Origin of the sequence: Clostridium sp. N3C (assembly GCF_900095445.1) — a bacterium.
GTDB lineage: Bacteria > Bacillota > Clostridia > Clostridiales > Clostridiaceae > Clostridium_AU.
This window is the reverse complement of record NZ_FMJL01000042.1, coordinates 1-25,376: the sequence shown is the minus strand read 5'-3', so window position 1 is coordinate 25,376 and position 25,376 is coordinate 1. Positions and strand designations below refer to the sequence as shown.

21 protein-coding genes and 1 riboswitch are annotated in these 25,376 nt (G+C 34.0%); of the genes, 9 read left to right on the top strand and 12 right to left on the bottom strand.

Translation table 11 applies throughout. The annotated features are described in order from the left end of the window. Positions 1-34: 34 nt before the first annotated feature. Together N3C_RS11160 and N3C_RS11155 are read right to left on the bottom strand one after the other, a co-directional pair. On the bottom strand, positions 35-2,044 hold the full coding sequence (locus tag N3C_RS11160; RefSeq protein WP_074366112.1) for a methyl-accepting chemotaxis protein: 2,010 nt from the start codon (positions 2,042-2,044) through the stop codon (positions 35-37). A 168-nt stretch (positions 2,045-2,212) separates the two neighbouring features. Beyond that, positions 2,213-2,377 (bottom strand): zinc-ribbon domain-containing protein, encoded by a 165-nt coding sequence (locus N3C_RS11155; RefSeq protein ID WP_074366111.1) that lies wholly within the window; start codon positions 2,375-2,377, stop codon positions 2,213-2,215. Positions 2,378-2,622: 245 nt separating this feature from the next. Here N3C_RS11155 and N3C_RS11150 point away from each other — a divergent pair, with 245 nt between their 5' ends. Continuing rightward, positions 2,623-3,291 carry an SIMPL domain-containing protein gene (locus N3C_RS11150; RefSeq protein WP_074366110.1) on the top strand — a complete coding sequence of 223 codons (669 nt, stop codon included), beginning with the start codon at positions 2,623-2,625 and terminating at the stop codon, positions 3,289-3,291. A 117-nt stretch (positions 3,292-3,408) separates the two neighbouring features. Continuing rightward, positions 3,409-4,998 (top strand): ABC-F family ATP-binding cassette domain-containing protein, encoded by a 1,590-nt coding sequence (locus N3C_RS11145; RefSeq protein ID WP_074366109.1) that lies wholly within the window; start codon positions 3,409-3,411, stop codon positions 4,996-4,998. 49 nt (positions 4,999-5,047) lie between these two features. On the opposite strand, the gene N3C_RS15090 is transcribed toward N3C_RS11145, so the two are convergent. Together N3C_RS15090 and N3C_RS15085 are read right to left on the bottom strand one after the other, a co-directional pair. Then, a complete protein-coding gene (locus N3C_RS15090) occupies positions 5,048-5,212 on the bottom strand; it encodes a hypothetical protein (RefSeq protein ID WP_178377811.1) in 165 nt (54 codons plus the stop codon). Positions 5,213-5,215: 3 nt separating this feature from the next. Continuing rightward, on the bottom strand, positions 5,216-5,386 hold the full coding sequence (locus tag N3C_RS15085; protein WP_178377810.1) for a hypothetical protein: 171 nt from the start codon (positions 5,384-5,386) through the stop codon (positions 5,216-5,218). Positions 5,387-5,560: 174 nt separating this feature from the next. After that, a riboswitch (cyclic di-AMP (ydaO/yuaA leader) is annotated at positions 5,561-5,704 on the top strand. A gap of 5 nt (positions 5,705-5,709) precedes the next feature. On the opposite strand from N3C_RS15085, the gene N3C_RS11140 reads away from it, so the two are divergent. Next, complete coding sequence (locus tag N3C_RS11140) at positions 5,710-6,456, top strand: LysM peptidoglycan-binding domain-containing protein (protein ID WP_074366108.1); 747 nt, start codon at positions 5,710-5,712, stop codon at positions 6,454-6,456. Between the two features lie 185 nt (positions 6,457-6,641). Here the strand turns inward: N3C_RS11140 and N3C_RS11135 are convergent, their stop codons facing one another. Continuing rightward, complete coding sequence (locus tag N3C_RS11135) at positions 6,642-7,595, bottom strand: NAD-dependent epimerase/dehydratase family protein (protein WP_074366107.1); 954 nt, start codon at positions 7,593-7,595, stop codon at positions 6,642-6,644. A gap of 294 nt (positions 7,596-7,889) precedes the next feature. On the opposite strand from N3C_RS11135, the gene rpsA reads away from it, so the two are divergent. Further along, complete coding sequence (rpsA, locus tag N3C_RS11130; RefSeq protein WP_074366106.1) at positions 7,890-9,050, top strand: 30S ribosomal protein S1; 1,161 nt, start codon at positions 7,890-7,892, stop codon at positions 9,048-9,050. A 118-nt stretch (positions 9,051-9,168) separates the two neighbouring features. Here the strand turns inward: rpsA and abc-f are convergent, their stop codons facing one another. Both abc-f and N3C_RS11120 read right to left on the bottom strand, forming a co-directional pair. Further along, a complete protein-coding gene (abc-f, locus tag N3C_RS11125) occupies positions 9,169-10,809 on the bottom strand; it encodes a ribosomal protection-like ABC-F family protein (protein WP_074366105.1) in 1,641 nt (546 codons plus the stop codon). Positions 10,810-11,074: 265 nt separating this feature from the next. Further along, complete coding sequence (locus N3C_RS11120; RefSeq protein WP_074366104.1) at positions 11,075-11,470, bottom strand: hypothetical protein; 396 nt, start codon at positions 11,468-11,470, stop codon at positions 11,075-11,077. Between the two features lie 197 nt (positions 11,471-11,667). On the opposite strand from N3C_RS11120, the gene N3C_RS11115 reads away from it, so the two are divergent. Then, positions 11,668-12,441, top strand: coding sequence for a YdcF family protein (locus N3C_RS11115; RefSeq protein ID WP_083604530.1), 774 nt, complete (start codon positions 11,668-11,670; stop codon positions 12,439-12,441). 137 nt (positions 12,442-12,578) lie between these two features. After that, entirely contained in the window at positions 12,579-13,493 is a 915-nt protein-coding gene (locus N3C_RS11110) for a putative manganese transporter (RefSeq protein ID WP_074366103.1), read from the top strand. 61 nt (positions 13,494-13,554) lie between these two features. On the opposite strand, the gene N3C_RS11105 is transcribed toward N3C_RS11110, so the two are convergent. Next, entirely contained in the window at positions 13,555-13,755 is a 201-nt protein-coding gene (locus N3C_RS11105; protein ID WP_074366102.1) for an alpha/beta-type small acid-soluble spore protein, read from the bottom strand. A gap of 111 nt (positions 13,756-13,866) precedes the next feature. Beyond that, complete coding sequence (locus tag N3C_RS11100; RefSeq protein ID WP_074366101.1) at positions 13,867-14,937, bottom strand: M24 family metallopeptidase; 1,071 nt, start codon at positions 14,935-14,937, stop codon at positions 13,867-13,869. 299 nt (positions 14,938-15,236) lie between these two features. Here N3C_RS11100 and N3C_RS11095 point away from each other — a divergent pair, with 299 nt between their 5' ends. From N3C_RS11095 to N3C_RS11085, 3 genes are read left to right on the top strand one after another with little or no spacing between them, the layout of a single operon-like run. Beyond that, positions 15,237-16,331 carry an ABC transporter ATP-binding protein gene (locus tag N3C_RS11095; RefSeq protein WP_373432807.1) on the top strand — a complete coding sequence of 365 codons (1,095 nt, stop codon included), beginning with the start codon at positions 15,237-15,239 and terminating at the stop codon, positions 16,329-16,331. After that, positions 16,328-17,239, top strand: a complete 912-nt coding sequence (locus N3C_RS11090) for an ABC transporter permease (RefSeq protein ID WP_083604529.1) — start codon at positions 16,328-16,330, stop codon at positions 17,237-17,239. Before N3C_RS11095 ends, N3C_RS11090 begins: the two co-directional genes overlap by 4 nt. Before the next feature lies 1 nt (position 17,240). Beyond that, positions 17,241-19,082 (top strand): extracellular solute-binding protein, encoded by a 1,842-nt coding sequence (locus N3C_RS11085; protein ID WP_074366099.1) that lies wholly within the window; start codon positions 17,241-17,243, stop codon positions 19,080-19,082. Positions 19,083-19,154: 72 nt separating this feature from the next. On the opposite strand, the gene carB is transcribed toward N3C_RS11085, so the two are convergent. The 3 genes from carB to N3C_RS11070 form a co-directional block, all read right to left on the bottom strand. Continuing rightward, positions 19,155-22,370 carry a carbamoyl-phosphate synthase large subunit gene (gene carB / locus N3C_RS11080; RefSeq protein ID WP_074366098.1) on the bottom strand — a complete coding sequence of 1,072 codons (3,216 nt, stop codon included), beginning with the start codon at positions 22,368-22,370 and terminating at the stop codon, positions 19,155-19,157. A 64-nt stretch (positions 22,371-22,434) separates the two neighbouring features. Then, a complete protein-coding gene (carA, locus tag N3C_RS11075) occupies positions 22,435-23,472 on the bottom strand; it encodes a glutamine-hydrolyzing carbamoyl-phosphate synthase small subunit (RefSeq protein WP_074366097.1) in 1,038 nt (345 codons plus the stop codon). 296 nt (positions 23,473-23,768) lie between these two features. Continuing rightward, positions 23,769-24,632, bottom strand: a complete 864-nt coding sequence (locus N3C_RS11070) for a DegV family protein (protein ID WP_074366096.1) — start codon at positions 24,630-24,632, stop codon at positions 23,769-23,771. Positions 24,633-25,376: the final 744 nt, after the last annotated feature.

The window sequence follows — 25,376 nt, the reverse complement described above, 5'->3', positions numbered from 1 at the left end:
TACTATGTAATTTTGCCATCCCACTTTAAACTATCTATAATATGAACTTTTTAAGTACTTCCTCTAAGGAAGAGGATAGATTATTTAGTTCTTCGCAAGCAATTACTATCTCCTGTAAGCCTGCAGCCTGCTCTTCAGTAGAAGCACTGACCTCTTCAGTAGTTGCTGCACTTTCTTGGGCTACCGCAGATACATTACTTAGCGTTAATAAAACTTGGTCTTTGTGATTTTGAATATTTCTTAAAGCTTCTGTTACTTTATTTACATTCTGCTGAAGTAAATTCATAGATTTTTCAATGTTATTAAAGCCTTCACTGGTACTTTCTATATTCTTTCCGGTTTTTTCATTAAGTTCAAAGCTGTAATTAATACGTTGTTGAAGATTTAATATACTTGAATGAATATGCTCAATTACCTTTGAGATTTCTTCTGTAGCCTTAGTAGATTGTTCTGCTAGTTTTCTAATCTCTTCCGCTACTACTGCGAAACCTTTTCCAAATTCACCAGCCCTTGCTGCTTCTATACTTGCATTTAAGGCTAATAAGTTAGTTTGCTCTGTTATAGTCTTTATAACATTTGTAATATTGCTTATTTCGTTAGATTTGCTAACTAGGTTTTCTGACATTTCTAGAGCTACTTTATTTGCATTGTTATTTTCACTATAGGTTTTCTTTAATTCAGCAATACAGTCTCGACCTATTTCTGTATTATCTTTTACATCCTTTGTAGCATTTATCATTTCCGATGCTACTAATATGGCATCTTCAACCTCTCTTCCAAGCTCCTCTGATAAATTAGTACCATCATTTAAGGAAGCCGCTTGCTCCGTTGAACCAGAAGCTATTTGTTGTACTGCTCTAGCCACTTCCTCTCCAACGGCACTGGAATTTTGAGTAATAGTATATAATAACTCAGAAGATTCTTGAACAGATTTTGAAGTACTTTTTATATTCTTAAGCATTGCTACCATATCATCTATCATAGAACTAACGGAAGTACTGATAAGATCAATTTCTTTACTAGAATGTTTGTGTGATTTAGGTTTTTGAGAAAAGTCACCTTTACATACATTGCGCAGTACTGAAACAAGCTCCTTTATAGGTACTAATAATCTTCTTACAAGTATAGTTGATATAATGAAAAATAAAATGATAGATAAAACTATTATTATAATAGGAGCGGTTAATGCGTCCCATAGTTTATTGGTTACTTCTGTATAAGGCATTAATCCAATTATAGTTATACCAGTTGTATCATCGGTATTTTTTAATCCCATATATTTAACCTTGTCAATTTTTAAAACAAGCTCATTATTATCCTGCTCTGCAATTTCTTTTAACCAAGTTAAATCATTTTTGTTTTTACCAAGCATACTTTTATCAGTATGTCCAATAATATTATAATTATTATCTACTACTATAAGATAGCCACTTTCCCCAAGCTTAATTGATTCTAATAAGCTATTTAATTTAGTTAAAGGTACATCTATTCCTATAACACCTACAAGTTCACCGACATCATCTTTTACAGTTTTTGAAAAAGTTATAACATAATCTACATTTTGACCATTTGATTTGTAAGGTTCACTGACAACTACTTGTCCATCATTTTCTACGGCTAGCTTGTACCAGTCACAACTTGTAGGATCAAATCCTCTTGGAATCTCCTGAGTAGGAGAAACTATAAATTCTTTATTTGTATTTCCTATAAAGACATCACTTATATTGTCATTTGAGCTTTCAAACCTATCTAGAGTTTCTTTCAATAAGCTACTATCTAAACCTTTATTGAAACTTTCTGCATTAGGGTCACTTGATAGTATGTTTACGTAATCTATACTTGTAGAATAGATATTGTCCATCACATCAGATACTCTATAAACATTATCCAAAATAATGTTTTTTAAATCTTTTTTTAAATAAACTTCTAGTGACCAAAAGTCAGCTATGATTACTAATATGAAAGGTAGAAAAGTAGATGTTAATAACAGCATTATTAATTGTCTTTTTAGAGAAGATCGATTAATTTTAACTTTATTCGCCATATTTCTAAAATTTACACCCCTTTTAAATAATAAATTAATATAATTAAAAATTGTTCTATATGTTGATTTTAAACTGAATTGAGATTTATTTCAACATGATTATAAAAAAAGGTGTCACAAACTGCTCATTGAGTAGTTTTGTGACACCCTTTGTCATTCACTCTTTAATTATCTTCTGAATCCTCTGTTGTTCTGTTGCTTTCTTGCTTTTCTACACTCAGGACATCTTACTGGATCATTTTCGAATCCTTTTTCCTTGTAGAAAGCTTGCTCGCCTTCAGTAAATACGAATTCTTTTCCGCAATCTTTGCATACTAAATTCTTATCTGCCATCTCAACATTCCTCCTTTTGCTTTTATAATGAAGATTTAAAAACTGATTAACACTTCTTCCTAGTTCAAGGGGAATGTTGTTGATCATTTAAATCTTTGCTACTTGAAAAACTTCAAGCTTAACTCAGTATAACATAAGGCCTTTTATTTTGCAATAAATTTATTATATTGATTATTTCAGTAACAGTTCATAAAGTATCCGCAATAATATATATTGTGCAATAATTATAATGAAGGTTTATATTTATGATTACTTATAACTACCAAAATCCATTTCCCTTATGTAATGCTCAGGAAGGCATATTAAAAGTTACTGGCATCGGATCTGTAAGTGTCAATCCCACTAAAGCTAATATAAGAATAGGGGTAATAACTGAAGACATGAGTTTAGAAAAGGCCCAAGCTGAAAATACTGAAAAAACAAAAGCGGTAATTAACAGCCTCTATAATATGAATATTTCTAAGCAAGATATAAGAACTGGCTCCTTTGATATTCAAGCACAATACGATTATATTGAAGGCCGACAAGTTTTTAGCGGTTACAGAGTTAGTAATATTCTATCGGTAATAATTAAAGACTTTAGTCTAATTGGTGAAGTAATAGACACTGCCACTTCAAGAGGAGCTAATCGAGTAGAGGACATAAACTTTTCTGTAGAAGATCCTTTTACTTACTATCAGGAAGCCTTGGATTTGGCTGTAAAAAATGCTTCTCAAAAAGCCTTACAGCTATCCAACAGCTTCAGAACTCAGATTTCCCCATATCCTTGTAGAATCATAGAGCTAACTTCTTCATCGCCAACGGAACGTTTTAGCACCTTAAACCAATTGGCCACTTCTGCCACTCCAATACTGCCCGGTCAAACTGAGATTATTGCTCAAATTGAGGCTTGGTTTCAGTATAGAGGATATTAAACTTATATTTTATAAAACTAATGAGTTAATCCTTGATATATGTTATAATAGCAAGGTGTGACTAAAAATTACAGTTCACACTTCCTATTAATATTATGAGAAAAGGATGATTTATTAGTGATAACTGTTACAAATGTAAGTTTAAGATATGGCGGTCGTAAACTTTTTGAAGATGTTAATTTAAAGTTTACTGCCGGTAATTGCTATGGCGTTATAGGTGCCAATGGTGCAGGAAAAAGTACATTTTTAAAGATACTTTCCGGAGAAATTGAACCTAACACTGGAGAAGTTAGCATTGACTCCGGTGTTAGAATGTCTGTGTTAAAGCAAGACCATTATCAATATGATGAATATGGTGTTATTGAAACAGTAATAATGGGAAATCCAAGATTATATGAAATAATGAAGGAAAAGGATGAGCTTTATTCAAAGGCTGACTTTACCGACGAAGATGGTATCAAAGCTTCTGAATTAGAGGCCGAATTTGCAGAGTTAAACGGCTGGGAAGCTGAAGCAGAGGCTTCTTCATTACTACAGGGGTTAGGTATAGGCACAGAGCTCCATGATAAAAAGGTTGGAGAGCTAGAAGGTGGAGAAAAGGTTAAGATTCTTTTAGCTCAAGCTCTATTTGGTAAACCAGGAGTTCTAATCCTTGACGAGCCTACCAACCACTTAGATATAAAGTCTATTAACTGGTTAGAAGAATTCCTTATAAACTTTGAAGGCACTGTAATAGTTGTATCTCACGATAGACACTTCTTAAATAAGGTATGTACTCATATGGCAGACGTTGACTATGGAAAGATTAAACTTTATGTAGGAAACTATGACTTTTGGTATGAATCCAGTCAGCTTGCCCTACAATTAATGAAGGATCAGAACAAGAAGAATGAAGAAAAAATCAAGGCTCTTCAAGAGTTTATTGCTAGATTTAGCGCCAATGCTTCTAAATCAAGACAAGCTACTTCAAGAAAGAAGCTATTAGAAAAAATAACTGTAGAAGACATCCAACCTTCTAGCAGAAGATATCCTTTTGTTGGTTTTAAGCCTGAAAGAGAAGTTGGTAATGACATTTTAAGAGTAGAAGGCTTAACAAAGACCATAGACGGTGTTAAAGTTCTTAACAATGTAAGTTTTATGGTATCAAAGGATGATAAAATAGCTTTCTTAGCAGACAACGATATAGCTGTTACTACCTTGTTCAAAATACTTATGGGAGAAATGGAACCAGACAGCGGAACATATAAATGGGGTATTACCATAACAACTTCCTATTTTCCTAAGGATAACTCTCAATTCTTTAATGATTGCGAGTTAAACCTAGTAGACTGGTTAAGACAATTCTCTGATGAAAAGTCAGAAAGCTACTTAAGAGGCTTCTTAGGCAGAATGTTATTCTCCGGTGACGAAGCCTTAAAAGAGGCTAAGGTTTTATCCGGTGGTGAAAGAGTAAGATGTATGCTAGCAAGAATGATGTTAAGCAATGCCAACGTATTAGTCCTTGATCAACCAACAAACCATCTGGATCTTGAATCTATAACTGCCTTAAATAACGGTCTTAGGGACTTCAAGAGCAATATCCTCTTTACTTCCCACGATCATCAGTTTATACAAACCATTGCAAATAGAATTATTGCTATTACTGAAGATGGTATTGTAGATAAGAGAATGACTTATGATGAATACCTAGAAAGTATTGGACTTTAATCTCTTGCTTAATATAAAAAGCTTCAGCCTGGGCTGAAGCTTTTATTTGCTACTCTTCATATAAAATTATTTCTTTATTTGCATGATTTTCATGGCCTAATTGTGTAAAACAAAGCTCTCTATCTTCACTGTAACCTTTAAACTTATAAGTTATTTGAAGAACTTCCTTTACATTAACAATAACTATTTCTCTTTTCCTTGATATTTCCTCCACAATTTATTCTCCCATAAATAGGGATGTATCGAAAGCAACATATCTTTTTGCCTCAAATACTATAACAGTATCTCCCTTTACTTCTCTCACTTCATTTATTATTAACTCATCTGTATCTGGCATAACCCTTAAATTACTAATACTTTTATTGATTTTTATCCTCTGATCAATCATCTTTACATCTTCCGTTTTTACCACTCTTAAGGCAAGTTTTTTATAGAAAAGGATGGCAATAAAGCCATACTTTCTATAATGACTCTTCCTATCTTCTATGTTAACATATCACTACAGCAAGGAGAGAGACAACCTTATTCATAAAATAAAGTTGCCTCTCTCTTTTGCTAAAAACTAATAAATAAGCCGAATCTTCTTAAGGGAGTACGGGGGACACACATCACATATGGGGTTAATCTGTGAAGAAATTTTTATACAAGGAAGGTCACCTCTACCTAACCCGACAGCTAACCTCGGAGGCTTGAATAAGGAGGAAACAAAAGATGAAATTCAACAAAATAAGGACTGTATTATTAAGTATTACTTTTTCTATACTATCTACACAAGTAGCCCATGCCGCTACTTATACCGTTGTTAAGGGGGACACCCTTTATTCCTTAGGTCGTTTATTTGGGACAAGCTATACAACTATAGCTTCTAATAGCAATATTAGTGGTTCTACCATTTATCCCGGCCAAAAGTTAACAGTTCCTGGCACTTATCATACTGTGAAAAGCGGAGAAACCTTATATAGTATTTCAAGAAAATATGGTGTTAATATAGATGCTATAAGAAAGGCAAGCGCTGAATGGGATGATATTATTTATCCTGGTCAACAGCTTCTTATGCCTAATGGTAGTACAAGCTCTACACCAAAGACTGAAGCTCCTACTACAACTACTAAACCTGCAGTTATTTCATATACTGCTTCAAAACTGGACTTATTAGCAAGATTAGTTAGAGCAGAAGCGGAAAATCAATCTTATAAAGCTAAAGTTGCCGTTGCTGCTGTAGTAATTAATAGAGTTCAAAGTCCTCTTTTTGCAAACACTATAAATGGGGTTATCTATGAAAAATCTGGAGGCTACTATCAATTTACCCCAGTAGTTAATGGTCACATTAACAAAACCGCTTCTTCTACAGACCTCCAAGCAGCAAAAGAAGCTCTCCAAGGTTCAGATCCAACCAATGGTGCCCTATTCTACTTTGATGACAGCACAACAAACCAATGGCTAAGATCAAAAAAGTAGCTCTAATAGATGGAAATATGATTTTCTCTTACTAATCAGCGTCTTTCATTTTATATAAAAAACAGTTGTTGGTTTTTTACCCAGCAACTATTTTCCTAATATGTATAACACAGCTATTAGCTTTCTTTATCCTAGCCATTTTTAAACTCTTCCACTTATGCTACTGGAAGATTACGGCAAAGCCCTTACTTTTTTTCATATCCTGTACAACATGCATAGTACTGGCTTCCCCCAACGTAATTTACTATTGTTTCTTTCAAGCCTTCTTCAAGGGTATATTCCGGCTGCCAATCTAATAGCTTCATAGCTTTTGAATTATCTAAATAGATATGCTCTATGTGATCCTGTCTTTTAGGACAATATATAGGTTCCTTTTGGTAATTAGTATAACTCTTTATAAACTTGTACAACTCATTTATAGAAGCTGCTGTATTAGTACTTATATTAAATATTTGTCCATTACCATCATGAAGAACTGAAATATTGGCTTTTGCCACATCTTTCACATATATAAAATCTGCGGTTTGCTCTCCATCACCATAGATATTTATAACTTTATTTGCAAGCATATTCTTTAAAAATATAGATATAATTGACCCTTCTCCTCTAGTCCCCTGCCTTTCACCATACACATTTGAGTATCTTAGAATTGTATATTCAATATTGTACATAGGACAAAAACTTTCAATATATCTTTCTGCTGTATATTTTGAAATTCCATAGAAGGTTATAGGTGATGTAGTATGAAGTTCATTTACGCTTAAATGGCGTGGTTGTCCATAAACCGCAGCAGAAGAAGCAAATATTATTTTCCTAACGGCATAATCTTTGCAGCATTTTAAAATCCTTAAGGTTCCCGTTATGTTGACATCAGCATCAAATTCAGGATAATCGATGGAATTTTCCAGATCTGCTTGACCTGCCTGGTGATAAACTATTTGTGGTCTTGTTATTCTAAAAATATCATCCATATCTGTAGATCTTATGTCTGCAACAAATAGATGTGCTCTTGGATCTAGATTTTCTCTGCTTCCACTACTTAAATTATCAATTACAGTAACTTCATGACCACCTTTTATAAGTTCCTCTACAATGCTTGACCCTATAAAACCACAGCCTCCAGTTACTAGTACTCTCATTTTAATCCACCTACCTGTTTCTCCTATATAGGGCTGTAATGTCTATTTAAGATCCAATTTAATGATTTGAAAAAATCCTTATGGTAATTTTATGTTCTGTAAATGTCAAAGGCCATCATGCACGTATATATTACTAAATATACTATATATTGGTAATAACATCAAGTATAAAGTAAATTAGAATCTATATTTTTATTAAAAACATTTAACCACTACAAAAGGGTTATTTTATTGTAGTCATTTTGATATAATATACTCATGATGTATTTTTTACTAAGAAGGAGAGATTGAACGATGGAAAACAGTATGCAGGATTTAATAAAAGAATTAGATGATTCCATAAAGGTTATTCATCCTGGAGATATATTGAAGGGTAAGGTTCTATCTGTTAAAGATGATGAAGTCCTTGTTAATATAGGCTATATGACAGACGGCATTATTTCAAAAGAAGAACTTTCATCAGACCCTAAGGTTAACCCAAAGGATATAGTTAAAGTTGATGATGAAATACTAGTTTATGTTTTGAAAGTTAATGACGGAGAAGGAAATGTAGCTTTATCAAAGAAACGTGCCGATGCAGTTCACCTTTGGGATGAGCTAGAGGAAGTAAAAAAGGCAGATAAAACAATAGAAGTAACAATAAATGCAGTAGTTAAGGGTGGTGTAACTGCAGATATAAAAGGTGTTAGAGCTTTCATGCCAGCATCAATGGCATCTCTTCACCGAGTAGAAGATTTAAACAGCCTAGTTGGAAAAACTATGGAGGTAGCTATAGTAGAGTTGGATAAGGATAAAAAGAAGATCATCCTATCCAGAAAGGAATTGGAACTAAAGGAAGCAGAAGAAAAGAAGGCTAAGCTTTGGGCTTCTCTAAAAAAAGGTGAAAAGAGAAAGGGTAAAGTTACAAGACTTGCACGTTTTGGAGCCTTCGTAGATCTCGGTGGCGTAGAAGGACTTATCCATAACAATGATCTATCCTGGAAAAGGGTTGTTAATCCTGCAGATGTAGTATCCGTTGGCGATGACGTTGAGGTATATGTACTAGACTTTGATAAGGCCAATAATAGAATATCTCTTGCCCTAAAGGATAAGGATGAAAATCCTTGGAACACTGTAACAGACAAATTTGCTATAGGAAGCATAGTAGAAGGTAAAGTTGTGCGTGTGGTAGACTTTGGCGCCTTCGTTGAATTAGAAGCAGGAGTAGAAGGACTTGTTCATATATCTGAAATATCAGAAGAAAGAATTACAAAACCTTCAGATGTATTAAAGGTTGGAGACACTGTAAAAGTTAAGATTCTAGATATAGATAACGAAAAGTCAAAAATATCCCTAAGCATAAAGGATGCTATAGCTAAACCTCAAGAGGACTACTCTAAATATAATTCTGAAGATACAGGAGCAACCTTAGCTGAATTGTTTGGTGATAAGCTTAAGGATTTAAAGCTTGATTAATACATGAAATGAGAGTATACCATAGTCTGTGTAAATCTCAAAATGAGATCCACAGACTATTTTCATATTAAATTAAAAAGGAATGCATCTTATTCTAATGCATTCCCTTATACTAAACTCACTTAAACCTTTTTAACTTCTCTAGTATTTCCTTATACTCTAAATCCAAGGCTTCCACATCATCCTTCTTAGAAGGCATACTTAACCTACCTAAAATTTCTGCCATCCTATTTTGTAAGAGCATAAGTTCAGCCTCATCTATCTCTTCCTTTTGAGGCTTTTCTGCCTGCTGCTTCTTTTTTAAATATTCCTCTAGGCTGCCTTGGAAAAAGTTTATCTTTCTATTTTCAATTTCTAATATATGATCTGCCAGGTTCTTAACAAACTTTCTATCGTGAGAAACAAATAAAATTGTGTTGTTATACTCCTTAAGAGCTTCTTCCACTGCTTCTAAGGAGTAAATGTCTAAATAATTTGTAGGCTCATCTAAAATCAACATATTGAAATCACTAACCATGATTTTAGCTAAGGCTCCCTTTACTCTTTCACCACCGCTAAGCAGCTCTACCTTTTTATTTAGATCCTCTCTATTAAATAACAATCTAGCTAGAAGAGTTCTAACAAAGGTTTCATTTTGAATGCTGCTTTCCATAACATTTTCTAATAAACTTTTATTTAAATCTAGCATATTTAAATTCTGTGTAAAGTACCCGATCTTTACTCCCTTAGCTACCTTTATACTATCATGTCCACTGACCATCATATTAATTAAGGTAGTTTTTCCACAGCCGTTAGGACCTATCAAAGCAGTTTTACTTCCATTAATAATTTTAAATTCTGATTTTTCAAAGATAACTCTTTTTCCAAAGCTCTTAGTAATTTTTTCTCCCCTTATTACTACCTTGCAATGGAGTTTATTTTTACTTATTAAATCCATATTAACCCTCGGCAACTCCTTAGGTTTTTCTTTAACCTCCATTTTATCTATCCTGGCCTTAATATTCTTTACAGCCCTATCCAAAGAAGCCTTAGCCTTCTGATTTCCCATCTTGTGAAGTCTAGCCTCAGAGTTTCCCATTCTGGGAGGAGCCTTTCTCATGGTTTTTACCTTTTCCTTGGTTTCTAAAATAACCGCCTCTAGCCTCTGCTTTTCTTTGGTATACTCCTCATATTCAAAATAAGCCCTCTCCCTTTCCTGCTCCTTTAACATCTTATACTTAGAGTAATTACCCTTGTATATTTTTATCTTTCCGTCTTCTATCTCTAATATGCTATTGCATACTTCATCTAAAAACTCTCTATCATGAGAAACAATCAATAAAGCCCCTTCAAATTCCTTAAATTCCTTTTGCAAAAGCTCTATGCCTTCCCTATCTAAATTGCTTGTAGGCTCATCTGCCATTATTAATGCTGTATTCCTTTCTAAACTTGCCGCTAGCTTTTTTCGTGTCTTTTCTCCACCGCTATTTCCTTCAGCAGATAAGTGTTTAACACCGAATCTTCTAGCCAAAGCCCCCTCTGCACTAATAGGCTCTTCATCCTCCAATTGAGTAATATACGAGTAGCTAGCCTTAATTTCTACCTTTCCTTCTTCAGGTAATATCCTACCAGCAAGAATATTTAAAAAGGTAGATTTTCCAGCTCCATTTAAACCTACAACACCAATTCTATCTCCAGAATAAATCTTAAAATTATCCACAGACAGGATTAATCTATCCCCAAAATACTTTTTTACTCCACAGATTTCTGCTAATAACATAAAAAACCCCTCCTTAATGGAGAGGATAATATCAAACTTATTTTTTATAGCCCAAAAACATAGCCATAGTAAGATGTCTACAAACACCTATACAACTACAGCATAAAAAACATTTTTTATAGAAGGGCATAAAAAGGCACCACAAATATGAGGATATTATCCACTCCAGCTTAATAAATATTTAATTACTTTAAGCTAAAATAGAATTACTTCCTCATTTCTCCTTCTTATACCTACCTTTCTTAGTATTCACTTTCATTATATATTATTGAACATTCTTGTCAACATCTTTTCGAACTTTAAAGCTTACTCCGCCCTTTGCCTTCTTACCGGTAACAGCAAATTTGTACTTACTATCTTTAAGGGTCTCCACAGAAAAGGTTCCTGTTTCTGCATTATCTCCTCTATATAATTCTTCCCCATCTGCATCTGATATAACAACCCTTAGATTTCCATCAGTATTCTTTATGTTAACATCAATAATTGTGCCTTTTTCTAATTGAATTTCATGAGTTTTTGACCCAGTGAAAATAGAATACTCCATTATAAACTGTTGGTCATTGCTTGTGCGACTTCCATTAAAGATTTCTTCCATACTACAAGCTGTGGTAAAAATAATCATTAATATACAGGCAATAAATAATGATATACCTTTCTTCATAGTTTCCTCCAAAATAGTTAGTTTTATAAGTTATAAGCTAATTATAACATTTACTATTAGATTACTAAAATATTTTTTAATGATTCCAATATAACATTTATTTTTAAAACTTAGCAAAAAAGTACACTAAAAGTGCTTTCTCCTTCCAACTAGCGTATAATAATTGATATCAATATTTTAGATAGGAGGAATTGATTTTGCCAAAAAAACTGAAAAGAATAATAGGAATAATCATGTGTATTTTAGCTATTTTCTGCCTTCTAAACTCTCTATGTACTATGGCCCTTAATGTAACCTTCTGGCCCTTTTTTCTATTTCTAAGCATAGTTTTAGCTGTCTTAGCATATCTTCATTTGAAAATACAACTAAATATGATCAATAAATTTATAAAGTATGGAAGCATTATAATTCATACCCTTGCTATACTTTTCATAATATCCTTTATTATTGTAGAAAGCCTTATAATAGGATCCGGTAATGCAAAGGACTCAGAAAAGTCAGATTATGTTGTTATACTTGGTGCCGGACTAAATGGAGATGTGCCATCCCTTACCTTATCCCAGAGACTTAAAGCAAGCATAGAGCTACTAGATATTTTGCCAGAAGACACAAAGATAGTGGTTTCTGGTGGACAAGGTCCCGGTGAAACTATTACTGAAGCAGAAGCCATGAAGAGATATTTAGTAGAACAGGGTATATCTGCAGACAGGATAATAAAAGAAGAAAAATCAACTAGCACTGAGGAAAACTTAGTGTTTAGCAGAAAACTTATTAGAGAAATAGGTAGTAAAGAAAATATTAAAATAACTATTGTTACAAGTAACTTCCATATGTTTCGCTCAAAGGCATTGGCTAAGAAAGCAGGTTTTGAAGATGTTCAATGCTGGTCAGCCCCTATACTCTCCTTACTAATCCCTACATATTATGTTAGAGAATATTTAGCAATAATAAATAGCCTTGTACTAAATTAAATTTATTAACCTTTACATACTTACCTTAATAATTCATTAAAATAATATATTAAAAAAATATTCCAGTTTTAAACTTGATTATTTTTGTATATAATGATAAAGTATAGATGCAAATAATTCGCATTTAGGAGGTAAGTATGTCTGAAATTTTACTAGATGCTCTTATTGATACAGCAAAAATGATACCTTTTCTTTTTGTAATCTACGTAGCAATAGAGTATATTGAAATCAAATTAGGTGATAATCTCATAACTAAGGTTAAGAAAGCAGGAAAGGTTGCTCCAGCTGCTGGCGCCCTCTTTGGCCTTGTTCCACAATGTGGATTTTCCGTAATGGCAACAGCACTTTATAACAAAAAAGTAGTTACTCTAGGTACCTTGCTGGCAGTTTATCTTTCAACCTCAGATGAGGCCTTGCCTATAATCTTGTCACAACCGGATAAAATAAGAGTAGTGCTTCCCTTATTTTTATCAAAATTCATTATTGCACTAGTAGCTGGTTACCTAGTGGACTTTATAATAACTACTAGAGCTAAAAGACAAGTAGGAGCAGAAATCTGTGCTTCTTCCGAAGTTGTAGAGGATAATCACTTAAATGAAATACATGAAAAGGGCTGCTGTGGTCACAGCTGTTCTAGCAATGAAGTTAATTGGAAGGAACTTATAACTCACCCTATCAAACATACTATTACGATATTTATCTACTTATTTATAGCTTCTGTAATAATTAATTCTATTATTTCTTATGTAGGTGAGGATAATTTAGGTAATGTTCTAATGTCTAACTCATTGTTCCAACCAATATTTGCATCCATCTTTGGTCTTATACCTAACTGTGCTTCATCAGTAGCTATTACTGAAGTATTCTTAAAGGGCGGTCTAAGTTTTGGATCTGTTATAGCCGGTCTAGGCTCTAATGCTGGTTTGGGCTTACTAGTTCTCTTTAAGGAAAACAAGAGTGTGAAAGATTCCTTGAGGGTGGTTGCGCTACTAGTTGCTATTAGCTCTGTTGCTGGAATTATAATTGAATTGTTTATTAGGTTAATGAGTTAAAAATATTAAAGAGGCACTCCAAAAGGAGTGCCTATAAGCTACATTAATTACTTCTATAATACTATAGTCCTTTTTCGTATGCCTCTACCATCTTCTTAACCATTGTTCCGCCAACATATCCATTCTGTCTGGAAGTAAGGTTACCCTTATCTATGTTGTCATAATTAGCTATTCCTATTTCGCTAGCTACCTCTGCCTTAAATCTGTTTAATCCCTGTTTTGCTTCTGGAACTAATACCCTATTGTTATTTTTTGATGCCATCTGCATTACCTCCTTTAATCTTTTGGATTCTTATTGCTTTGCATTATAAGTTTATGCAATTTATCAACTAATACACTATGAAAAGGGAGGCAATACAGCCACTATTTACCCTTATATAATTTGCAATTCCTTAGGATAGGCATTTAAAACTTCACAGCCAGTTTCTGTTACTAGCACTAGGTCTTCTATTCTTACGCCTAACTTTCCTGGTAGATAAATTCCTGGCTCTATGGAGAAAATCATTCCTGGTTTTGCTTCTAAATGACTTACAGAACTTACATCAGGAAACTCGTGGACTTCAACTCCTATATTATGCCCTGTTCTATGGGTGAAATATTTACCATAGCCTGCATTTTCTATAACATCTCTGGCGGCTTTATCTATATCACTCAATTTTACACCAGGCTTTACTGCTTCTATGCCTTTTCTATTAGCTTCTAAAACTAAATTATATACCTTCTCTGCTTCATCAGATACCTTTCTATAAAATACTGTCCTTGTCATATCGGAACAATATCCATTAGTAAAGCCACCAATATCTAAAATGATGCTATCTCCATCCTTAACCATGGTAGAATCAGAACTATGATGTGGCTCTGCAGCGTTGGCTCCGTAGGCAATCAAAGGATAAAAGGAAAAGCTGTAAGTTTTATATTTTTCGTAGATATCTGCAAGTAACTTGCATACCTTCTTTTCTTCATAGCCTTGCTTAACAACTTCTATTGCTTCCGCCATTACCTTATCGTTTATAGCAGAAGCTTCTTTCATAAGCTTAATTTCTTCCGCATCCTTAATCATTCTAACTTCATCCATTATAGGTGAGCCATTTACAAAAGTAATACCGTGTTTTAATTCCATAAGTCTTATTAAAAAATGTGAAGGCCAAACTTTATCAATACCTAATTTCTTATCCTCTACTAGGCTAGCTAGTATTTTTACCGCATCTTCCCTGTCGTTATAAATAATTTTTTCTAAATATGGTTGATCATCTAAAGGAAACAATTCATTTATTATAAGTTTACATTGTCCCTTAGCATTTATATAAAGCACCAACATTCTCTCTCCAGCTTCTATCCACTTTCCTGTTAAATAGAATATAGAAGCTGGATTAGAAATTATCATCTGCTCTAATTGGTGCCTTTTCATATTTTCAATTACTTTATCTAATCTTTTAATATTCATCATTAATCCTCCTGTAATTTATAACATAAATTCCTTTTTATGTGCTCCATTGTGTTCTTTCACATCTTTTAGTATAGATTATTAAAATACATTTTAAAACTAAATTTTTTTATATATTAATTTTCAAAATAATATTGCTATCACTATTCATTTATGATATAAATAATTGAAATTATAATCATACAAAGTTTGTATGATTATATTGAAATTTGTTAACTAACCTTTCCCTAAAGAGTCTTAGGGAGGGTTTTTATACTTTATATAATTAATTTGCTTATTAATGAAGGAGTTGATAAGGGTTGACACACTCAATGGTAAAATTGAATCATGTTGTAAAAGTGTTTGATGATGATGATCATGATCAGTCTCACGCTGCTGTAAATGATATTTCCCTGGAAATAATGGAAGGCGAATTCCTTACCATCTTAGGCCCCAGCGGATGCGGAAAAACTACAACCTTGAGAATGATAGCAGGTTTTGAAAAATGTACTCAAGGAAACATTTATATTGACGGGGAAGATGTTTCTTCAAAGCCCCCTTACGAAAGACAAGTTAATACCGTTTTTCAAAGTTATGCCTTATTTCCTCATATGAATATCTACGATAATATAGCTTTTGGGCTTAACTTAAAGAAGGTATCTAAGACTGAAATTGACAGAAGAGTAAAAGAGATGTTAAAAATGGTACAGCTTGAGGGCATGGAGAAACGTATGCCGGATCAGCTAAGCGGTGGGCAAAAGCAACGTGTTGCAATTGCTAGAGCAATTATTAATAAACCAAAAGTATTGCTTCTAGATGAACCATTGGGTGCCCTAGATCAAAAACTTCGTAAGCAGATGCAGGTGGAATTAAAGCATCTACAAAAGCAACTGGGAATTACATTTATATTTGTTACTCACGATCAAGAGGAAGCACTTACTATGTCAAATAGAATATGTATAATGAATAACGGTAAAATAGAGCAAGTTGGTACACCGGATGAAATATATGAAAGACCTGCTACTAGATTTGTAGCGGACTTTATCGGTGAAACCAATATTTTTGAAGCAAGATTCAAAGGCTTTGAAAAAGGACAGGTTCAAGCTACTTTAGAAGATGGACAAGATGTTCTTTTAGATAAATCAACACCTGTAGGTAACGATACTATTTGTTTCGCTATCAGACCTGAAAGACTAAAGATAAAACCGGCTCCTGCCGACAGGGATTCCTATTTTAAGGCAAAATATAAGGAAAGTATATATATAGGCTCTACTATTAAAACCATTGTTACCTTAGCTAATGGAAGAGCTGTTACTGTTAGTGCTCCTGCAGGGGAGGCCTACGATTTAAGTTATAGATCCGAGGAGTTATATGTAACTTGGAATCCTGAAAATGCGGTGGTGATTAAAGAATGAACACAGAGGTAAAAAATATGGAACCCCCTCCTGGAGGCAAGGAGAGGAGTAAATTTTCCAGCAAACTTCGTGGCAGTTTATTAACCATAGCTCCAATAACACTGTGGATGCTTGCCTTCTTTATTGTACCAATTATCATAATTATAGTTATTAGTTTTTCTAAAAGAACTATAGTTGGTAGCATTGAATATAGCTTTAATTTGTCTAACTACGGTAAAGTATTTAACTTAAATTATGTGAAGATTTTGGGAAATTCTCTTTGGATTTCCTTGGAAACCACTTTATTATGTTTGTTATTTGGTTATCCTTTTGCCTATTTTGTAGCAAGAGCATCAAAGAAATATAGGTCTATCTTGCTAATGCTAATAATACTACCTTTCTGGACAAACTCCTTGATAAGAACTTATGCTTGGATGATTTTGCTTCGTACAGAAGGGATAATAAATACCTATTTAATGAATTTGCATATTATAAAGGAACCACTTCAAATGTTATATACAGAAGGTGCAGTTCTGATAGGAATGCTTTATACTATGTTCCCCTTTATGGTACTGCCCTTATATTCAACTATAGAAAAATTAGATTTTTCCCTTTTAGAAGTAGCAGCAGACTTAGGCGCAAACCCAAGAAAGACCTTCTTGAAGGTTACTTTGCCTCTAACTAAGTCAGGAATACTATCTGGCTGTCTTCTAGTTTTCGTACCTACTTTGGGTCTCTTCTTCATACCAGACCTAATGGGCGGAAGCAAGATTATTTTAATTAGCAATCTTATAAAGAATCAGTTCCTACAATCTAGAAACTGGCCCTTTGGAGCTGCAATGTCAATAATTGTTATGTTACTAATGTTTATATTCCTTAAGCTCTTTAACAAACTGGGCGGTTCTAAGGACAAGTTGGAGGTGATGTAGGATGAAAAAGAATTCAAAGTTCAGTATAGTTTATAACTTTATTGTATACCTATTTCTATATGCACCAATTTTAATTCTTGTCCTATTCTCCTTCAATGAGTCTAAACTCAACGCTGTTTGGACAGGATTTAGCTTAAAATGGTACAAGAGTTTATTTACTAACGAAACCATATTGTTAGCCTTGAAAAATACCTTGATAGTAGCAGTAGTAAGTACCATTTTATCTGTTATGCTAGGAACTATTACCGCTGTTGGTATGTATCGGTATAAATTTAGAGGAAAAGGAATTTTAGATGCAGTACTCTTTATTCCTATAGTTATTCCTGAAATAGTTATGGGTATCGCTATGCTTTCCTTTTTCTCTATGCTTAAGGATACCTTTAATTTTCAAATGGGTTTGTTTACACTTATCATTGCACACGTAACCTTCAGCGTATCCTACGTTGTTACCGTTGTAAGATCTAGATTGGAGGGCTTTGATAAGCATTTAGAGGAAGCAGCTATGGATTTAGGCGCTACCCCTATTCAAACCTTCTTTAAGGTAACCTTGCCAGTTATTATGCCTGGTATTGTTTCTGGAGGTTTACTTGCTTTTACCTTATCACTGGATGATGTAATTATAAGTTTCTTTGTAGCTGATGCAGGAAGTACAACCTTACCTCTTAAGGTTTTATCTATGGTTAAGTTTGGTGTAACTCCTGAAATAAATGCCCTATCAACTATTATGCTGCTGATTACAGTGGTCATAGTAGTATTAATGGAATTACTCAATAAGGCCTCGGTGCATAGAAAGAAAATACTTAAATTTGCTTGTATATTCCTAGTGGCTATAATCGGTGGTTCCTCTGGCCTTGCTGCCTATGTTCACAAAGGCCAAAGCCCACAGGCAGAATTAAATGTTTTTAACTGGTCAGAATATATACCTCAATCTGTTATAGACAAGTTTGAAGAAGAGTATAGCATAAAGGTTAATTATTCAACCTTCTCCTCCAATGAGGAAATGCTAGCCAAGCTTCAAGCAGGATCAACCAATTATGACTTGGTAGTAGCCAGTGACTATATGGTGGAAACTTTAATTAAGCAGGATATTTTACAGGAAATAAATCATGATAATATTCCTAATATAAAATATATAGATCCATCAGTAATGAACCTAGACTTTGATCCAGGAAACAAATACAGTATACCCTATATGTGGGGAGATGCGGCCATAGCTGTAAATACTAGCAAAGTAGATTTTGAAATAACCGGCTACAAGGATCTTTGGAATCCAAAACTGGCCAATTCTATAGTAGTATTAGATGACCAAAGAGCTATAATCGGTATGGCCTTGAAAAAGCTAGGATACTCTATTAATGAAACGGATCCTAATGCCTTAGCTAAGGCTGAAAAAGAATTATTAGCCCTAAAAAATAATATCAAGGCCTATGATAGTGATAGTCCAAAAACCCTATTAATAAATGGTGAAGCCTCTGTAGGCTTTGTATGGGGGGCAGAAGTGTCCTTAGCTATGAGAGAAAATAAGGATTTGATATGTGTTGTTCCAGAGGAAGGTATATTCATTCAACAGGATAACTTTGTAATACCTAAGAAATCCAAAAATGTGAAAGCAGCAGAACTTTTCATGGATTTCATAATGAGGCCTGAAATAAGCGTAGAAATTTCTAAAGCCTACCCTTATGCAAATCCTAATACAGCTGCTTGGGGGATTATGGATGAATCTATACTAAATGATATCGCCGTATACCCACCTCAGGAAGCGATTGAAAGCGGTGAACATCTTAAGGATATTGGTAATAAGATAGATGCCTTTGATAAGATCTGGTCAAATGTTAAGAAATAGAAGTCAGAAGTGAGATATATATAAAAAATCCCTTTGCTTTTAGTAAATAGCTAAATGCAAAGGGATTTATTCTTATATTCCCATATTAAATACTTCCATCTTCTCCAGAGACATTTCACTACCTAATCTAGTTGTAACCTCCAACAAGGCTCTCATGGTATCCAAAGCAGTTATAACCTCAATATTTCTCTCAATAGCAGTTCTTCTTATTATAAATCCATCTCTATGAGAGTCATTCCCTTTAGTTGGAGTATTGATAACTAAGTCTACTTCCTTATTCTTTATAACACTCAAGAGATTAGGTTCTCCATCCTTAATCTTCTTAACTTCTTTTACTGCTAAACCAGCATCTTTTAAAAGTTTAGCTGTACCGCTGGTAGCTATAAAGCTATAGCCTAATCCTGCTAGGCCCTTAGCTATTTCTAAGAATTCCTCTTTATCATGATCATTTATTGTAGCTAGAATCACTGCTGTATTTTTCTCTAGCTGCATATTGGCCGCTAAGAAACCTTTATATAAGGCTTCATATATGTCCTTACCAACCCCTAAAACTTCCCCTGTTGATCTCATTTCCGGTCCTAAGGAGATTTCTACTCTTGGAAGCTTTTGAGTGGAGAATACAGGTACCTTTACTGCTACTAGATCTGGTTCCTTGTATATATCAAGGCCATAACCAAGATTAGCAAGCTTTTCTCCTAACATAACCTTAGTTGCCAACTCTACAATTGGTACTCCGCTAACCTTACTAATATAAGGCACTGTTCGACTGGCTCTTGGATTTACCTCTATAACATGCAATTGATCATTGTATTCTATAAACTGTATGTTAATCATACCTTTAATTCCTATAGATAAAGCTAACATTTTAGTGTATTCCAGCACCTTTTCCTTTATAGCTGAAGAAACATTTTGTGTAGGATATATGGTTATACTATCTCCAGAGTGTACACCTGCCCTTTCTAAATGTTCCATTATTCCTGGCACTAGAACATTTTCTCCATCACAGATAGCATCTACTTCTATTTCCCTTCCCATTAGATACTTGTCTATAAGTACTGGATTCTTCTTATCCTTAGCAAAGGCATTTTCTAAGTAAAATTTTAATTCTTTTTGGTTATGAGTAATTTCCATACCCTGTCCACCTAGCACATAGGAAGGTCTAACTAATACAGGATATCCAAGTTCCTCTGCTTCCTTTAAACCTTCTTCCAATGTCCACACTGCCTTACCCTTTGGTCTTGATATGTTTAGTTCCTCTAACAGCGCTTCAAATTTCTCTCTATCCTCTGCAAGATCTATTTGCTCTGAGGTAGTTCCTAGTATATATATATTCTTTTCCTTTAAGAACTTAGCTAGCTTAATAGCAGTTTGTCCCCCAAATTGTAGTATTACTCCATAGGGCTTTTCCTTATCTATAATGCTTAATACATCTTCCTCTGTTAGTGGCTCAAAGTACAATTTATCAGATATATCAAAGTCTGTACTTACCGTTTCTGGATTGTTATTTATTATTATAGTTTCTATGCCCATCTTTCTTAAAGCCTTTATGGCATGAACTGAAGCGTAGTCAAATTCTATACCTTGACCTATTCTAATAGGACCAGATCCTATTACCACCACTTTTTTCCTATCTGAAACCTTAACTTCATCATACTCATTATAGGTGGAATAGTAGTAAGGGGATAAGGCTTCAAATTCTCCAGCGCAGGTATCTACCATTTTATATACAGGCTTTATGTCCCATTTCATTCTTAGCTTATATATATCATCAGGACTAACCTTTAGTAACTGTCCTATACCCTTATCTGAGAAGCCAATTCTTTTTAAATCATAAAGATAATCTCTTTCAAGCTCCTCTATAGACATCTTCTTTAGTTCTTCTTCTTTGTCTACGATATTCTTTATTTTGTTGACGAAAAATACATCTATACCAGTTATTTGGGATATCATTTCTATTCTATAATCAGATCTAATCATCTCTGCTAGAGCAAAGATTCTTTCATCATCAGGAGACATAACCTTTTCCTTAAGCTCAGCCAAAGATAGCTTTTTCATACCTTCATGCTCTAAGGTGTATCTACCTAACTCTAAAGAACGAATTCCTTTAAGGAAAGCAGATTCAAAATTGCTGCCAATAGCCATTACCTCTCCTGTTGCCATCATTTTTGTTCCTAAGCGTCTCTCTGCTCCAAAGAATTTATCAAAGGGCCACTTAGGTATTTTTACAACTACATAATCTATTGTTGGTTCAAAGCAGGCATAGGTCTTCTTGGTAACAGCATTTTGGATTTCATCCAAGCTATAACCTAAAGCTACCTTTGTTGCAACCTTTGCTATAGGATAGCCTGTTGCTTTAGATGCTAGAGCTGAAGAACGACTAACTCTAGGGTTGATTTCTATAACTGCATATTCGAAGCTATTGGGATTTAAAGCAAACTGTATATTGCAGCCTCCTTCAATACCAATAGCATTTAATATGTCCATAGAAGCCTTTCTTAACATTTCACATTCCTTGTAGGAAAGGGTTTGAGTTGGTGCCACCACTATACTATCACCGGTATGGATTCCTACTGGATCCACATTCTCCATATTGCAGATAGTTATGCAATTGCCATAATGATCTCTCATAACCTCATACTCAATTTCCTTCCAACCCTTAACACTCTTTTCTAACAGTACCTGTCCTATAGGGCTGAGAGAAAGTCCTTGTCCAAGAATTGTTTCTAACTCCTCATCATTATTAGCAATACCGCCTCCAGTACCTCCTAAGGTATAGGCCGGTCTTACAATTACAGGGTAGCCTATCCTCCTACAAAAGTCCCTACCTGCTTCAATGTCCATTACTATTTCACTTTCGATACAAGGCTGACTAATTTCTTTCATGGCATTTCTAAAAAGCTCTCTATCTTCACCCTTTTTTATGGCCTCAATAGGAGTTCCTATAACCCTAACTCCATATTTATCAAGAATTCCTTTTTCATAAAGCTCCACTGCCATGTTAAGGCCTGTTTGACCTCCCATACCGGCAAGAAGGCTATCAGGTCTTTCCTTGGCAATTACCTTCTCCACAAATTCTAAGGTTATAGGCTCTATATAAATTTTATGAGCTACTTCCTTATCTGTCATTATGGTAGCAGGGTTACTGTTTATTAGTACAACCTCTATACCTTCTTCTTTTAAAGCCTCACAGGCCTGGGTTCCGGAATAATCAAATTCTGCAGCTTGTCCTATTACTATAGGACCAGATCCTATAACTAAAACTTTTTTTATACTCTTATCCAATGGCATAATGTTACCCCCAATACTTTTAGATTTAACTATTGATTTGAGAATTTATAAACTCATCTTGCTTCTAAAGAGAAAGGAATTTGTCAAATATATTATTTTCATCCTTAGAACTAGTATCAGGATGAAACTGCACGCTGTATATAGGCAGACTATCATGCTTCATTCCTTCTATTGTTCCATCATTCACATTTATATGAGTGGCAGTTACCTTGTCTGGTAGCTTATCCACGTAATATCCATGATTTTGTGCAGTTATATAGACTCTATTACTTTCTAAGTCTCGCACAGGATGGTTGGAACCTCTATGACCATACTTTAGCTTATCAGTGCTGCCTCCTAGAGCTAGGGCTAAAAGCTGATGACCTAGGCATATACCAGCTATCGGTTTTCTTCCTATAAGATCCCTGATAGTTTCTATGGACACTTTTACATCCCTCGGATCTCCAGGACCGTCAGATAAAAATATTAGGTCAGGATTTACACTTAAAATCTCTTCACAGCTTGCATGGTAGGGAAATACCGTCAATTTGCAATCTCTATCCATAAAAGCTTTTAATACACTTGCTTTTACACCATAGTCTAGTACTGCTATATGCTTGCCTTTTCCATCAATAGTATAAACCTTATCTGTGGTAACCTTTTTTACTGCATCGGAATTTGAAAAGCTTTCTAGCTTATTTTTAATGTAATCTTCACTTACTTGTTCTAGGGTTATTATCCCTTTCATGGTACCCTTATCTCTTAAAACTTTAGTAAGTGCTCTTGTATCTATTTTTTGTAAGCCTATGATTTTATTGTTTTTTAGATAGTCCTCCAACTTGATTTCACATCTAAAGTTATTTGGGTAATCACAGGCTTCCTGTACTATAAGGCCTTTAACCTTGGGACTGTTAGATTCTACATCTTCTAGATTTAGTCCATAGTTTCCTATTAAAGGATAGGTCATAACAACAATTTGTCCATAATAGGAAGGATCCGTTAACACTTCCTGATAACCGGCCATTGCTGTATTAAAAACTACCAGCCCTACAGTTTCTTCTAAGTATCCAAAGGCTTCCCCTTGAAAAACTATTCCATTTTCTAAGATAAGTCTTGCTTTCATATCGAACCTCCTAACAACTATATAAAGTACACAGTTAAGGAGTTTTTAAATTAAAAGACAAAATAAAAGGATAATAAAGAGAATAAGTGTGCCACTTTTCTCCTCACTATCCTTAAACCTTATCTTTATTAAATTTTATCTCACAGACAGAATAGTCCTTATAGCAAAAAAACATAAACATATCTATACTCCCTTTCTGGCCTCACAGGACCAAATTAAAGTGTACTTTTATAAAAATTCTAATAAATATTACCTACACTGTCAAGGGAAAAATAATATATATATAACTAAATAAATTATCTCATAGCTTTCTCTGTATAGTAAGCAATGCCTATAGCTCCAGGCCCCACATGAAGCCCTATAACTGGGCCTATATCACATATTTGAATGTCAATGTTCATTTTTATAGCTTCCTTAATCTTTCTTACTGTTTCTTTAGCTCCTTCAACATTATTTATGTGATGAACCAGTATTTCTCCAATGCCATAGTTTTTAATATCCTCACAAAGCTTATCTATCATCTGATCTATAGCTTTTTTCTTTGTTCTTACCTTTGTTAATACGGTAGTAACTCCATCTTCTACAGTTAAAATGGGTATAATATTTAGTATATTGCCTACCAAAGCACTGGCTGCTCCAATTCTACCGCCCTTTTTTAAGTAAGTCAGATTATGAGGGAGAAAAATAAATCTGCTTCTTTTTAAATTTTCCTCCGCTTTTTCTTTAACTTGCTGAAGATCCTTTCCATCCTTAGCAGCTCTTGCCGCTGCGATAACTGCAAAACCTAGCTGCATGCAGTTAGATTGAGAATCTAAAATCTCAATTCGGCCTTGAGGATACTTTTCTAGAACCTGTTCCCTTACCATATGAGCTGAAGAATAAGTACCGCTCATTTTTGAGGATAAAAATATGCAAAGAAGGCTGTCTCCTTCCTTTACCACTGACTCCATTATATCCATCATCTCTGCTACAGAAGGTTGAGAAGACATTGGTATTTCCTTTTTATCCATCTTTTCAAAAAAGCTTTCGTTATCTATTTCTACTTCCTTAAACTCTTCATCTTCAAACTTTACACTTAAAGATACCTCTAGTATATCTAATTCCTTAAGAATTTCATCTTTTATATAGCTAGTGCTATCCGTTAAAACTTTTACTGACATAAAACCATCTCCAAATTAATCACATATAGTTTTTAAAACCACAATTAATTACAATAATATAATTTTTAGCAGTTTTAATTTCTTTATGAACTCATTATAACATCATAATAGCTATTTGGAAATATAATTAGAAAAATATTCTAAAAAAAGATTCGACAATCTTTTCCCTAAGCTAATTAATAGTAGTTTATTCAATTTATCCATTTATGTTCATAATTTATTCTATATCATCCTACAATAATTATTCCTTAGATAGAGGAAAGTGGAGAAGTTCAAAAAAATAGGCCCCCTAAATAGATTAGGAAACCTATAGTTCATTCAAAGTCTAATCTTTAATTTTTATCTGCAGAATAAACTTTTCAAATAAACTAATTTTTTAATTAGTTTATAAATTTAAGCCCTTATGCTTGTTAACTTTTTCCTTTTTTAGTATAATATTATGGATACTCCTTATTTACTTTCTATTAAAAAGAAAATCGAAAGCTCTTTCAAAAAGATAGCTAAGGTACTGTAAAAAGTTTATGAAAAACTAGCTTCAAAACTACCAACAAACTGAAGTTAGCTGCAACTAACCGCAGTTGCCCTTGACAAACATTCGCCAAATGAAGTCTTTACCTCGTAGAGGGCAAAGGGAATAGATATAAGGGCATGACAAATAAGCCCTCTCATCCTAATTTTGCCATTTGGCTCATTGGTTTTACAAGGGTTCGCTAACGCAAACTGCTAAGGGCTCAGCTAAATAGA

Bases quoted from the DNA above. Each gene is read 5' to 3' on its own strand.
- N3C_RS11150 (WP_074366110.1), top strand. From the start codon at position 2,623: ATGATTACTTATAACTACCAAAATCCATTTCCCTTATGTAATGCTCAG.
- N3C_RS11160 (WP_074366112.1), bottom strand. From the start codon at position 2,044: ATGGCGAATAAAGTTAAAATTAATCGATCTTCTCTAAAAAGACAATTA.
- N3C_RS11135 (WP_074366107.1), bottom strand. From the start codon at position 7,595: ATGAGAGTACTAGTAACTGGAGGCTGTGGTTTTATAGGGTCAAGCATT.
- carB (WP_074366098.1), bottom strand. From the start codon at position 22,370: ATGCCATTGGATAAGAGTATAAAAAAAGTTTTAGTTATAGGATCTGGT.
- N3C_RS11090 (WP_083604529.1), top strand. From the start codon at position 16,328: ATGAACACAGAGGTAAAAAATATGGAACCCCCTCCTGGAGGCAAGGAG.
- N3C_RS11110 (WP_074366103.1), top strand. From the start codon at position 12,579: ATGTCTGAAATTTTACTAGATGCTCTTATTGATACAGCAAAAATGATA.
- N3C_RS11070 (WP_074366096.1), bottom strand. From the start codon at position 24,632: ATGTCAGTAAAAGTTTTAACGGATAGCACTAGCTATATAAAAGATGAA.
- N3C_RS11085 (WP_074366099.1), top strand. From the start codon at position 17,241: ATGAAAAAGAATTCAAAGTTCAGTATAGTTTATAACTTTATTGTATAC.
- N3C_RS11100 (WP_074366101.1), bottom strand. From the start codon at position 14,937: ATGAATATTAAAAGATTAGATAAAGTAATTGAAAATATGAAAAGGCAC.
- N3C_RS11155 (WP_074366111.1), bottom strand. From the start codon at position 2,377: ATGGCAGATAAGAATTTAGTATGCAAAGATTGCGGAAAAGAATTCGTA.
- N3C_RS11140 (WP_074366108.1), top strand. From the start codon at position 5,710: ATGAAATTCAACAAAATAAGGACTGTATTATTAAGTATTACTTTTTCT.
- rpsA (WP_074366106.1), top strand. From the start codon at position 7,890: ATGGAAAACAGTATGCAGGATTTAATAAAAGAATTAGATGATTCCATA.
- N3C_RS11120 (WP_074366104.1), bottom strand. From the start codon at position 11,470: ATGAAGAAAGGTATATCATTATTTATTGCCTGTATATTAATGATTATT.
- N3C_RS15085 (WP_178377810.1), bottom strand. From the start codon at position 5,386: ATGATTGATCAGAGGATAAAAATCAATAAAAGTATTAGTAATTTAAGG.
- abc-f (WP_074366105.1), bottom strand. From the start codon at position 10,809: ATGTTATTAGCAGAAATCTGTGGAGTAAAAAAGTATTTTGGGGATAGA.
- N3C_RS11105 (WP_074366102.1), bottom strand. From the start codon at position 13,755: ATGGCATCAAAAAATAACAATAGGGTATTAGTTCCAGAAGCAAAACAG.
- carA (WP_074366097.1), bottom strand. From the start codon at position 23,472: ATGAAAGCAAGACTTATCTTAGAAAATGGAATAGTTTTTCAAGGGGAA.